The sequence below is a fragment of the Croceivirga sp. ABH4_376 genome (genome assembly GCF_056160685.1).
This window is the reverse complement of sequence record NZ_JBSWXQ010000002.1, coordinates 445,073-458,417: the sequence shown is the minus strand read 5'-3', so window position 1 is coordinate 458,417 and position 13,345 is coordinate 445,073. Positions and strand designations below refer to the sequence as shown.

The 13,345-nt window shown below is 36.3% G+C and carries 10 protein-coding genes; 9 read left to right on the top strand and 1 reads right to left on the bottom strand.

All coding sequences use genetic code 11. The features are described from left to right. Position 1: 1 nt before the first annotated feature. The 4 genes from tilS to ACXAGS_RS06280 are packed head-to-tail and all read left to right on the top strand — an operon-like array spanning position 2 to position 7,312. Entirely contained in the window at positions 2-1,309 is a 1,308-nt protein-coding gene (tilS, locus tag ACXAGS_RS06295; protein ID WP_474905509.1) for a tRNA lysidine(34) synthetase TilS, read from the top strand. After that, on the top strand, positions 1,310-3,268 hold the full coding sequence (locus tag ACXAGS_RS06290; protein ID WP_474905507.1) for a protein-disulfide reductase DsbD family protein: 1,959 nt from the start codon (positions 1,310-1,312) through the stop codon (positions 3,266-3,268). Positions 3,269-3,321: 53 nt separating this feature from the next. Further along, positions 3,322-5,718, top strand: a complete 2,397-nt coding sequence (locus ACXAGS_RS06285) for a penicillin acylase family protein (RefSeq protein ID WP_474905505.1) — start codon at positions 3,322-3,324, stop codon at positions 5,716-5,718. Between the two features lie 58 nt (positions 5,719-5,776). Further along, positions 5,777-7,312 carry a YifB family Mg chelatase-like AAA ATPase gene (locus ACXAGS_RS06280; protein ID WP_474905503.1) on the top strand — a complete coding sequence of 512 codons (1,536 nt, stop codon included), beginning with the start codon at positions 5,777-5,779 and terminating at the stop codon, positions 7,310-7,312. Here ACXAGS_RS06280 and ACXAGS_RS06275 read toward each other — a convergent pair. Beyond that, positions 7,309-7,752 (bottom strand): hypothetical protein, encoded by a 444-nt coding sequence (locus ACXAGS_RS06275; protein WP_010516598.1) that lies wholly within the window; start codon positions 7,750-7,752, stop codon positions 7,309-7,311. The genes ACXAGS_RS06280 and ACXAGS_RS06275 overlap by 4 nt on opposite strands. Before the next feature lie 167 nt (positions 7,753-7,919). Between ACXAGS_RS06275 and ACXAGS_RS06270 the strand changes: the two genes are divergently transcribed. The 5 genes from ACXAGS_RS06270 to ilvD all read left to right on the top strand — a co-directional run bounded on the left by ACXAGS_RS06270 (position 7,920) and on the right by ilvD (position 13,342). Next, positions 7,920-9,113, top strand: coding sequence for an Nramp family divalent metal transporter (locus ACXAGS_RS06270; RefSeq protein ID WP_474905501.1), 1,194 nt, complete (start codon positions 7,920-7,922; stop codon positions 9,111-9,113). Beyond that, the gene (pxpA, locus tag ACXAGS_RS06265; protein ID WP_474905500.1) at positions 9,114-9,851 is read left to right on the top strand and encodes a 5-oxoprolinase subunit PxpA; all 738 of its coding nucleotides are present in this window, start codon (positions 9,114-9,116) and stop codon (positions 9,849-9,851) included. It abuts the gene before it with no gap. Further along, on the top strand, positions 9,835-10,587 hold the full coding sequence (gene pxpB, locus ACXAGS_RS06260) for a 5-oxoprolinase subunit PxpB (protein WP_474905498.1): 753 nt from the start codon (positions 9,835-9,837) through the stop codon (positions 10,585-10,587). The genes pxpA and pxpB overlap by 17 nt, the downstream gene beginning before the upstream one ends. Next, positions 10,580-11,419 (top strand): 5-oxoprolinase subunit C family protein, encoded by an 840-nt coding sequence (locus ACXAGS_RS06255; RefSeq protein WP_474905497.1) that lies wholly within the window; start codon positions 10,580-10,582, stop codon positions 11,417-11,419. The genes pxpB and ACXAGS_RS06255 overlap by 8 nt, the downstream gene beginning before the upstream one ends. Positions 11,420-11,665: 246 nt before the next feature. Next, positions 11,666-13,342 (top strand): dihydroxy-acid dehydratase, encoded by a 1,677-nt coding sequence (gene ilvD / locus ACXAGS_RS06250; RefSeq protein ID WP_474905495.1) that lies wholly within the window; start codon positions 11,666-11,668, stop codon positions 13,340-13,342. Positions 13,343-13,345 lie beyond the last annotated feature (3 nt).

The window sequence follows — 13,345 nt, the reverse complement described above, 5'->3', positions numbered from 1 at the left end:
AATGCTGGACAAGTTTAAAGCACATATAGAAGAAAATTTACCTCAATTACTCCATTCCCGACTGTTAATTGCCTGTAGTGGAGGCTTAGATAGTGTGCTTCTTGCCCACTTATCAAAAGCTATGCATCTAGATTTTGCCTTGGTGCACTGTAATTATAAGCTACGGGGAAAAGAAAGTGAAGGAGACGAGCAATTTGTTAGAGATTTAGCCCAATCTTTAGCAGTACCCCTATTTGTAAAGCATTTTGATACTGAATTGATTCAGAAAAACGCATCAGGTTCGTTACAAATGATTGCTAGAGAGCTACGCTATACTTTTTTTGAAGAATTATGTGCGGAACATCACTTTCAATATATTTTAACAGGCCACCACGCCAATGATAGCCTAGAAACTTTTTTAATCAACTTTGCTAGGGGAACGGGATTAGAAGGTTTATTGGGAGTGCCAGCTATCAATCTTAATATTATTAGACCATTACTTCCATTTACCAGAAGAGAATTGTTGTCTTTTGCAACTGAACAAGCTCTTTCATGGCGCGAAGACAGTAGTAATAAAAGCGATAAGTACAAGCGTAACACCATTAGAAACAATATAGTGCCAATTTTAGAAGGCCTGCATCCTAATTTCGATACTAATTTTAGGCAGACGTTATCCCATTTAAACGGTTCTGCCAATTTATTAGAAGATTATGCAAAATTACTTCGTAAAAATTTATTTGTAAAGGATAAAGGGCAAATACAGATTCAAATAGCAGAACTACAGAAATTAAAACCTTTAAAAGATTATTTGTACTTGTTATTTAAACCGTATCAATTTACTCAGTGGAAAGATTTGGAAGCATTATTATCTGCGCAAAGCGGTAAGTTTATAGCTTCTGAAACCCATATGTTGGTTAAAGATAGAACTACTTTATTCCTCTCGGAAAAGGAAAATATAAATCAACCTAAGCAATATACAATACCCTCACATATTTCGGTTATAACTAATCCTATCTCCTTAGTTTTTGAAAGCGTAAGTGGGCTAGAGGAAAAATCCAATGAGATAGCCTATTTAGATAAGGATTTGTTAAAGTACCCGTTAGTTTTAAGGAAGTGGCAGAAAGCCGATTATTTTTACCCCTATGGTATGAAGGGTAGCAAGAAGTTGTCTAAATATTTCAAGGATGAAAAAATGCATGTTCTAGAGAAAAATCAACAGTGGTTGCTCTGTTCAGGCGATGATATAGTTTGGGTGGTGGGTAAAAGAATTGACGATAGATATAAGATAAAAGACACGACTGCCTCAATTTTAAAAGTTATTTTAGATTAAATGAAAAAAAGTTTCCTACTTCTATTTGTACTGATTTTTCAATTTTTTCATGCGCAGACCGAAGAAGAACCTGCCGTATGGTCTCATAGTGTAGAAAAGCTGTCAGACACGGAATTTCAATTACAGTTTAGGGCTAATATTTTACAAGACTGGTTTATTTATTCGCTCTACACAGCGGAGGGTGGTTCTATGCCAAGTGAATTTGAATTTGTTGGCGTTGGTGAAGATTACAAGTTGGTTGGTAAAACCAAAGAGGGTAAAACATATACCAAATACACGGAGGTTTTTGATGTTGATGAGACTTTTTTCAAGGAAGAGGCTGTTTTTAATCAACAAATAGAATTGTTGAAACCAAATGTTAAGCAGATTAAGGTTATTTTGTATTATCAAATTTGCAAAGAAGTATGTGTTTTAAAAGAAGAGGAATTTAATATTTCTTTAGATGGATCCGCCTTAAATCTGGTAACGGAAAAATTAGACGCAAGAAGCCAAAAAATGACGGCTGCACTAAAACTAGATTTAAAACATAAAGAACGATTAAACGGAGCCGAGGGAGCCAATAATAATAGCACAAGCAATTTATGGGTAGTGTTTGGATTAGGTTTTTTAGGAGGATTAATAGCCTTATTTACACCGTGTGTATTTCCTTTAATACCACTTACGGTATCCTTTTTTACTAAACATACGGGAACAAGAGCAAAAGGAATTAAAAACGCATTATTGTATGGTTTTTTCATTGTCCTTATTTACTTTTTATTGAGTTTGCCCTTTCATTTATTCAACTCAGTAGATTCACAAATTTTAAATACCATTGCCACCAACGTATGGTTAAATGTCTTTTTCTTTATCATTTTTATCTTTTTTGCGTTTTCGTTTTTTGGTTATTACGAATTAACCCTACCAAATTCTTGGGCCAATAAATTAGATAGCGCTTCTAACAAAGTGGGAGGAGTCCTTGGAATTTTCTTTATGGCCATAACCTTGGCAATTGTTTCTTTTTCTTGTACCGGGCCAATACTTGGGGGCTTGTTGGGCAGTACTACTTTAGCAGAAGGTAGCGTGGCCAATAATTTAACAGCTGGTATGACAGGTTTTGGAGTAGCACTTGCCTTACCGTTTATGTTATTTGCACTATTTCCGGCGTGGTTAAACTCCTTGCCAAAATCTGGTGGATGGATGACAACCGTAAAGGTTACCCTAGGATTTTTGGAGTTGGCATTGGCCTTTAAATTCTTATCCAACGCCGATTTAGTTGGGCATTGGGGACTTTTAAAAAGAGAAGTGTTCCTCGTTATTTGGATAGTAATTTTTGTATTGCTAACGCTTTATTTACTTGGGCTATTTAAGTTTCCGCATGATGGTCCTAAGCAAAAACTTTCGCTAGGCAGAAAAAGTTTAGGTGTCCTTAGTTTGTTATTTAGTGTGTATTTAATTTTAGGGGTAGCAAAAATTGTTCCTTTGAAATTACTAAGCGGTTTTCCTCCACCGGCTTTTTATTCTGTTGCAGAACAAGAGACAGATTGTCCGTTAGGTTTAAATTGTTACAAGAATTTTGAAGAAGGTCTAGCGGTTGCAAAAGCAGAGAACAAACCCATTTTATTAGATTTTACGGGGTGGGCCTGTGTAAACTGTAGAAAAATGGAAGAGAATGTATGGAGCGACCCAGAAATATACCCCATAATTAAAGAGGAGTATATTTTAATCTCGCTTTATGTTGATGATAGAAAAGAATTGCCAAATAGTGAGCAATTCAAATTTCAGTATGATGGTGGAAGAATAAAGACGATAAAAACAATAGGACAAAAGTGGGGTACGTTTCAAACGGTAAATTTCAATTCTGCATCTCAGCCTTATTATGTTTTGCTTTCGCCAGAGCTAGAGGTACTTACGGATGCTGTGCAATATGTAGATAAAACCACTTATCTAAATTGGCTTAAATCTGGATTAAATAAAAAGTAATTTTTTCTAAAAAAAGACTAATTTAGGGGTTTGACCAACTAGATCAACCCCCAATGAAAAAGTTACGCAAAGTACTTTGGTCCGTTTTAGGGCTATTGCTGCTTATTCTTTTTGCAGCATTTATTTTTATTAACACTTTAACCCCAACTTACGAAGGATCAAAAGAAATTAATGGTCTGGAAGAGGAAGTTACCGTTTATTTTGATCCTTATGGTATACCCCATATATATGCAAATAACGAGGAAGATGCTTACCGCTCCTTAGGGTATGTACATGCACAAGACAGACTATGGCAAATGGAGCTTATGCGCCGTATAGCTAAGGGAGAATTGAGCGAGGTATTTGGTAAGGATTTGGTAGATACCGATAAGTTTATGCTTTCTTTGGGTATAGACGAGCATACTAAAAAAACAGTTAGCCAATTAGATAAAAATTCAGAAATGGCTAGGTTGGCTCAGGCTTATTTAGACGGTATAAATCAATTTTTAGAGGAAGGACCTACACCCGTTGAGTTTTATTTGACCGGTATTGATAAACGTCCATTTAAGTTAGAAGATGTATATAACACGGTTGGATATATGGCATTTACTTTTGCCCAAGCACATAAGACAGACCCCTTACTTACACACATAAAAAACAAACTGGGGCCGGCGTATTTAAAAAACCTTCCTATAAATACCAATCCAACAACCGAAATAATAAAAAATTATGATGTAGACAAGGATTCTGTATCAAGTGAATTATCCGGAATAGCCTATAATGCCTTAAAAAAAATGCCAGTGCCCTTGTTTGAAGGGAGTAATAGTTGGGTATTGGCTCCTGAAAAAACAAAGAACGGAAAAGTTATTTTTGCGAACGACCCACATATTGGGTTTGCACAACCCTCAGTCTGGTACGAGGCTCATTTGATAACACCAACTTATGAAAAATATGGATACCACTTAGCAGGTGTGCCATTTCCATTATTGGGTCATGATAGGAATATTGCTTACGGGCTTACCATGTTCCAAAATGATGACTTGGACTTTTATTTTGAAATGAATAATCCTGAAAACCCCAATCAATATAAAACAGAAAATGGTTGGCAAGATTATAAGAACGTTACTAAAATAATTAGGGTAAAAGGTGAAGAGGACATAGAATTCTCGTATAAGGTATCTAGGCATGGTCCTGTTTTAAACGGCATTGCCAACCAAATAACAGATAAAACACCTGTGGCCATGTCGTGGATGTATACCAAAAAAGACACTAATGAAGTTTTAGATGGTCTTTATGGGATGATAAAAGCAAAGAATATAACCGATTTTAGAGCTGCATTACCCAAAATACACGCTCCTGGTTTAAATGTTATGTACGGAGATGCAGAAGGAAACGTAGCATGGTGGGCAACAGCCCAATTATACACTATGCCAGACAGTGTACAGACCAAGTTTATCCTAGATGGTACTTTAGGTAAAGAAGAACCAGTAGATTTAATTGATTTTAAAGACAACCCGCATGCCATTAACCCACCTTGGAACTATGTATATTCTGCAAATAACCAACCAGATAGTGTAAATGGTAAATTATATCCGGGTTACTATTTGCCAGAGAACAGGGCTAAACGAATTGTAGAGCTCTTGAACAACAAAGAAGACTGGACACTAAATGACACCCAAAAAATGATATTGGATGTTACTTCTTCTTTAAATCCAAAAATTATAAATGAATCCTTACGTTTTGTTGGAATATCTAATTATAGTCCGGAACAATTGGAAATATTAGACTTGCTAAACTCCTGGGAAGGCGATTACCCATTAAATAGTGTTGCGGCTACTTATTTTCACAGAAGTGTTTATTATGTTTTAAAAAACTCTTTTGAAGATGAATTGGGGCCAGAAAAATTTGAACAGTTTTTGGGAACTCACTTGATGAAAAGACACGTATCTACTGGCACAAGATTCAAAACTGGAATTTGGTGGGACGATGTTAGAACAAAAGATAAGATAGAAACAAAAGAAGACATTGTAGCACGATCTTTGGCAGACGCGTACAAATCTTTGGTTAGGGATTTTGGAGCAGATTATACCAAATGGACTTGGGATAGGGTGCATACAATTGAGTTTGAGCATCCAATAGGTCAAGTAGAAGCCTTGCGCTCTTTTTTTAATGTAGGGCCATTTCCTATAGAAGGGAGTAGGGAGGTAATTAATAATTTGAGTTTCCCCTATGACAGCACTGGCTTTTATAGAGTTTCTTCCGGACCGTCCACAAGACGGGTAATCGATTTTTCTGATATTGAGAATAGTACAAGTATTTTGCCAACTGGCCAATCTGGTAATCCCTTAAGTAAGCATTACAAGGATCAAGTAGAACAGTATGTAAATGGGGAGTTCAGAAAAATGATGATGAACCAACAAGAAATAGAGTCGGTTTCTAAAGATGTCCTAGTTTTGGAGCCAATTAACTAAATTAATGTGTAGTGTTTTTCTAATCAGTATTTTATAAATTAGCAGCAAACACTAACACATGCTTACTAAAGTATACGGTAGCGCCGTCTTTGGCGTGGAAGCCACTACTATTACTGTTGAGGTAAATATAGATAAGGGTATTGGTTATCACTTGGTAGGATTGCCAGATAATGCCATTAAAGAAAGTAACTATAGAATAGCTGCAGCCCTACAAAACAATGGTTTTAAAATTCCAGGTAAAAAAATTACAATTAATATGGCGCCTGCAGACCTAAGAAAAGAAGGCTCTGCGTACGATTTAACGTTGGCTCTTGGTATTTTAGCTGCATCTAATCAGATAAAGAGCCAAGATATAGATAAATACCTCATTATGGGCGAATTGTCGTTAGATGGTACGCTGCAACCAATTAAAGGCGCTTTACCTATTGCTATAAAAGCACAAGAAGAAGGTTATAAAGGTTTTATATTACCTAAAGAGAATGCAAAAGAGGCTGCCATAGTTAATAAGTTAGAAGTTTACGGGGTTGAGAGTATAAAAGAGGTGATAGAATTTTTTGATAATGGCACACCTTTAGAACAAACCGTTATTGATACGCGGGCCGAATTTTATAAGAAGCTAGATTTTCCAGAATTTGACTTTTCTGATGTACGAGGACAAGAAAGTATAAAGCGATGTATGGAAATTGCCGCAGCAGGTGGTCATAACATAATCCTAATTGGTCCTCCCGGTGCTGGTAAAACCATGCTAGCAAAAAGATTACCTTCTATTCTACCGCCTATGACGTTGCACGAGGCTTTAGAAACCACCAAAATCCATAGTGTCGTTGGTAAGGTCAAGGATTCTGGCTTAATGAGTCAAAGACCCTTTAGATCGCCCCATCATACCATTTCAGACGTAGCACTGGTAGGCGGAGGTACGTATCCACAACCAGGAGAAATATCTTTGGCACATAATGGGGTTCTTTTTTTAGATGAATTACCAGAATTTAAACGCTCTGTACTAGAGGTTATGCGTCAACCCCTAGAAGATAGGGATGTTACTATTTCTAGAGCTAGATTTACGGTAACGTATCCAAGTAGTTTTATGTTGGTAGCAAGTATGAACCCAAGCCCAGGAGGATATTTTAATGATCCAGATGCCCCAGTAACGTCATCTCCTGCAGAAATGCAGCGTTATTTGAGTAAAATTTCCGGTCCTTTATTGGATAGAATTGATATTCACATAGAAGTTACGCCTGTCCCTTTTGATAAACTTTCAGAAGATAGGAAAGGAGAGAGCAGTAAAGAAATACGTAAAAGGGTTACAAAAGCTAGGGAAATACAAACTGTTCGCTTTCAAGAATTAGAAAAGGTGCATTATAATGCTCAAATGAGTACTAAACAAATTAGGAAGTTTTGTGTTCTTGATGAAGATTCAAAACTTTTGCTTAAAACTGCCATGGAACGCTTAAACCTTTCTGCACGTGCATACGATAGAATTTTAAAAGTTGCCCGTACCATAGCGGATTTAGACAATCAAAAAGATATTAATGGCTCACACATTTCGGAGGCCATACAATATAGAAGTTTAGATAGAGAAGGTTGGCTGGGTTAGATAACTTTAATATTTGCCTTTAATCCCTCCATAATACCAAGAATGTTTCGTACCGTATCTGCTAGATAATAGCGAACAACAATACTTGGTACGCGAATGGTTGTAAAACCGTTTTTAAATGAATGCATGGCGTCTTCAAGGTCGTTTATTGCTTGTTCATGGGTAATCATTTGGTATTCTGTTTCTAACTCAATATTTAGTTTTACTCTAGAAATCGCAATATCAATAGATTTATGTCCATCCCACCATTCTAACATAGGGTTGGCTCCCGCTTCTTTCAAGGCATAGTACAGTTGTACTGCCTCTAGTGGGGTGTTGTTCGTTTCTCTAATTTTATCAATTAACCGGCTATGGCGTTCACATAAGGCAACGCCATATTTTTCGAGTGAGTCTTGTTGCTCCCTAAAGCCGATATTTTTTTTACAATCACAACATGTCATGTAAGTAGGTCTCTTTGGTTTAAATTTAGATTTGGGAATATTATAACTGTACCATTATTCAATTAGTATATTATTTGTTCAACTTTTAGACGAAATACACTTTTTTAGATGAAATGCATATAAACTGAATTAGAACTGTTAAATTAACCCAGTGAATTGTAATCCGCATGTTTAAAAAAATTGGGCCAGGTGTACTAGTGGCCGCCGCTTTTATAGGTCCAGGAACCATTACCGCTTGTTCCCTGGCTGGTGTTCGTTTTGGTTTTGCTTTGTTATGGGCAATTTTACTTTCCATTTTAGCAACAATGGTTTTACAAGAGATGGCCGCCCGTTTAGGACTAATAACTAAAATGGGGTTGGCAGATGCAATTACCAAAGAGATAGGGCAGGCATGGTTTAAGTATCTTGTTCTTGGCATTGTATTAGGTGCAATTTTAATTGGTAATACGGCTTATGAGGCCGGTAATATTGGTGGGGCGGTTCTGGGTTTAGAAGCCATTTTTGGGCCTAATTTAAACACCTTATATCCAATTATAGTTGGTTTATGTGCTATAGGTTTGCTTTGGATTGGTAGTTATAAAAATTTAGAACGAATATTTATCGTACTTATAGGTTTAATGAGTGTTTCCTTTATAATTACTGCTGTAATAACAAAACCAAAATTGCTTCCATTGTTAGAAGGTTTGTTTATACCAAGGGTGCAAACTGGAAGTTGGTTTACCGTAGTAAGTTTGGTAGGTACTACCGTAGTACCTTACAATTTATTTTTACATGCGTCTTTGGTCAATAAAAAATGGAAATCCTATAGAGACTTGAGATGGGTACAGTGGGATACTGTTTTTTCTATTGGTATTGGCGGGTTAGTTTCTATGGCGGTTATTGTTGCGGCTGCTGCAATTCCTAAAGGTGAAATAAAAACGGTCATGGATTTGGCATTGGGCCTAGAACCCTTATTTGGGGCAGGGGCACGTTTTTTCATGGGATTAGGGTTGTTTGCTGCAGGATTAACCTCTGCTATAACCGCTCCTTTGGCCGCAGCTTATGTTGCCAATAGTTGTTTTGGTTGGAAAGCTTCTACAAAAGATTGGCGGTTTAGGTCTGTTTGGATTTTAATTATTATAATAGGTGTTTTTTCTCTTTCGTTCGATATTAAACCCATTCAGATTATAAAATTTGCACAAGTTGCTAATGGCCTACTTTTACCAATAATTGCTATTTTACTATTATGGCTCGTAAACAGTAAAAAAATAATGCGCCATTACGTAAATACTAAATGGCAAAATTTCACCGCGCTATTAATCATTGTTTTATCCATTGTTCTTGGATTAAGAAGTATCGTTAAAGTAATTGGGATTTTATAAATGATGTATACCATAGATTTAAATGCAGATGTAGGCGAAGGAATAGGTAATGAAGAACATTTAATTCCATTATTAAGTAGCTGCAATATTGCCTGTGGTGCACATGCCGGTAGCCCAACAATTTTTGAAAGCACACTGCTGTTAGCAAAATCTTACAAACTCAAAATAGGAGCGCATCCAGGATATCCAGATAAAGAGAACTTTGGTAGAGTTGTAATGGATATTTCAGAAAGTGATTTAAAAAATAGTCTTTCTAGGCAATTAAGCATGGCTTTTAAAATTGCTAACAAACATGGGGTTAATTTAAATCATATTAAAGCACATGGTGCGCTTTACAATCAATTACTAAAGAATTATAACCTGGCAGCTTTATTTGTTGAGGTAGTGCTAGAATATTCTAAATCAATCAAAATTTATACGCCTTATAATTCCGCTCTAGCTGAAGTATGCAAAAAAAATAATTTACCAATAGTTTTTGAAGGTTTTGCAGATCGTAATTATGGAAAGAATCTGAATTTAATTTCAAGGAAGGATTCAAATGCCTTAATTTTAAAAAAGGAAGAAATCTTGGCGCACATTTTACCTATGATTAAAGAAAATAGAGTGAAAGCTATAGATAACTACTATCAAGAAATAAAAGTAAATACGTTATGTGTTCACGGTGACACTGAAAATGCAATTGAGATTTTAAAATATCTAAGAACAAAACTAACGGAACATCATGTCCAAATTAGCTAATAGCAAACATCTACCTATTTTGATACAACCTTTTGGACAAAAAGCTATTGAGATTGCTTGGAAAAAAGATGTTTCAGAACAAATATTATATGCGAATTTGCTTTTGACTAGTGCTTTAAAGCAAAAATTTAATGACAATTGGGAGTTTATATCATCATATAATACGTTGACCTTGGTTTATAATGGAGTTGAATCATTTTCTTATCCAAAGCTAGTTGAGCTAATTAATAAACAATATGATGATTTGGTGCTTTCTGCTTCTAACCGTGAAGTTAAGTGGGTTTTACCCGTGTGTTACGATGAGGTTTACGGCATTGACTTATATGAAACGGCTAACTTTTTAAAGCTAAGCGCAAGTGAACTTATTAACTTGCATACAACATCTGTTTATACTATTTACGGTATCGGTTTTTTACCAGGTTTTATGTATTTGGGTGGATTACCGCAAAATTTAGAAATTCCAAGAAAGTCAGTACCGCGGCTAAAAGTTGAAAAAGGTGCTGTTGGTTTGGCATCAAAACAAACTGGTATTTATCCGCAGGCGTCTCCTGGAGGGTGGAACATTATTGGTAACTGCCCAGTTCCTCTTTTTGATGTGTCTAAAAATAATCCATGTTTTTTTAGTGTAGGGGATAAGGTTCAATTTAAATCAATTTCCCAATCAGAATATGAGCATATTAAAATTCAAATGGAAGTGGGGATTTATGAACCTGAAAAAGTGGTAATAGATGCTTAAAGTCATTAAACCTGGATTTTACACAACCATACAAGACGCCGGTAGGTTTGGCTACAGAAACAAAGGTGTTCCAATAAGCGGTGTAATGGATGATGAAGCTTACGATAAGGTAAATAGCTTATTAGAAAACCCAATAGGCACTCCTATTCTCGAAATAACCATGATGGGACCAGAAATAGAGTTTACGCAACCAACCTATATCTGCATGGGTGGGGCAGACCTTTCAGCACAATTAAACAAAGTTTCAATTACCAATTATAAGATTTATAAGATTAAAACTGGAGATAGCTTAAGGTTTGGAAAATTAAATACCGGTTTACGCTGTTATTTAGGTATCAAAAATGGTTTTAATACTGAAACCGTTTTAAATAGCGCATCTCAATATGCTCCATTAACTAAGGCAATTAAACTAGAAAAAGGAGATGTTTTAAATTATGATCGGGTTAATAGTTTTCAGCCTAAAATTCCGGAATTAAAGGTTAAAGAAAACTATGCTAAAGACATTCTATTGGTAGACAAGGGACCGGAGTTCGATTTACTTACAGATAATCAGTTGACCCGCTTGTTTTCTAAACAATTTAAGGTTGCAAAGGAGAATAATAGAATGGCCTATCAATTGCAAGAATTGTTGGTAGGGCACAACAGTTCAATTTTAACAGCGGCAACCCTGCCAGGTACCGTTCAATTTACGCCAGCAGGAAAATTAATAATCTTAATGAAAGACGGGCAAACAACTGGCGGTTACCCTAGAATTCTTCAATTAAGGAAAGAAGCCATAGCGTTACTGGCTCAAAAAAAGCATCAAGATAAATTGCAGTTTAAACTAGCTTAGGCAGCTTTTTAAGCTACACCTCTCATTTCTCACCACATATCCTATAAAAATTTTCAACTTTCTAAAAGAGTTGAATATGATATTTAAAATACAATTAAAATATTGATAATCAGAATTATAGGTGTGTTAGAATAATAGTGAACCTAAACACATAGGGTATGTTAAAAATATAGGGTGTTGTAAACATATATCTTTGATATTCGAAATAAAATGCAATAAAAAGACCCTTTTTAGGAAAATATACTAATGGAATTAAATAAGTACAGCAAGAACGTAACGCAAGATCCAACCCAGCCTGCTGCGCAGGCCATGCTTTATGCTTTAGGGCTAACAGAAGATGATTTAAAAAAACCATTTATAGGTATTGGGAGTACAGGTTATGAGGGTAATCCTTGTAATATGCACTTGAATGATCTGGCCAAACATGTAAAGGAAGGTGTACAATCTAAAGAGCTTGTTGGTTTAATTTTTAATAGTATTGGGGTTAGTGATGGTATCTCTATGGGCACCTACGGTATGCGTTATTCTTTACCTTCAAGGGATATTATTGCAGATTCTATGGAGACAGTAGTACAGGCTATGAACTATGATGGTCTGGTTACCGTTGTTGGTTGCGATAAAAATATGCCTGGGGCGCTTATGGGTATGATTCGCTTAAATAGGCCTTCTATTCTTTTATATGGAGGTACTATAGCCTCTGGTTGCCATAATGATAGAAAATTAGATGTAGTTTCTGCATTTGAAGCTTGGGGCGAAAAAGTAGCTGGTTCCATAGACGAAAAGGAATACAAATCCGTAATACAAAAAGCATGTCCGGGTGCAGGTGCTTGTGGTGGTATGTACACGGCAAACACCATGGCTTCTGCTATTGAGGTTTTAGGAATGTCTTTACCGTATAGTTCTTCTAACCCAGCGGTAGGTTCGCAAAAAAATAATGATGGTAAGGCAACAGGGGAAGCCATGCGTTACCTTATCGAGAATGATATTAAGCCTTTAGATATCATCACTAAAAAATCGCTAGAAAATGCAGTGCGTCTTATAACCGTGCTAGGTGGTTCTACCAATGCCGTTTTACACTTTTTGGCAATTGCCAAGGCTGCGGAGATAGATTTTACTTTGGATGATTTTCAACGTATTAGTGATACCACTCCGTTTTTGGCAGATTTAAAACCGAGTGGTAAATATTCCATGGAAGATTTACACAATGTTGGTGGTGTTCCTGGAGTTATCAAGTTTATGCTAGAAAATAACATGTTACATGGCGATTGTTTAACCGTAACCGGTAAAACATTGGCAGAGAATATGAAAGATGTACCTGGGTTGCATGATGGACAGGATGTGGTACACGATTTGGATAATCCTATCAAAGAAACAGGGCATTTAAGAATATTATACGGTAACCTAGCGGAATTAGGTTCCGTGGCCAAAATTACAGGTAAGGAAGGATTACATTTTTCTGGTCCGGCTAAAGTTTTTAATGGTGAGTTTGAAGCTAATGCTGGTATTCGCGATGGGTTGGTAAAAAAAGGCAACGTAGTTGTTATCCGTTACGAAGGTCCACAGGGAGGTCCAGGTATGCCAGAAATGTTAAAGCCAACAGCTGCTATTATGGGTGCTGGACTAGGTAAAGACGTAGCATTGATTACAGATGGTAGATTCTCTGGTGGTACACACGGTTTTGTAGTTGGGCATATAGCGCCAGAAGCACAGGAGGGTGGTAACATTGCTTTGGTAGAAGACGGAGATATAATTACCATAGATGCAGAGGCAAATACCATTTCTGTGGCTATTTCTGATGAAGAAATGGCAAAAAGAAAAGCCAAATGGGCTGCTCCAGATTTAAAAGTTAGAAAAGGAAGTTTGTATAAATATGCTAAAACGGTTTCATCTGCCTCTAAAGGCTGTGTAACTGACGCCCTTTAAGAA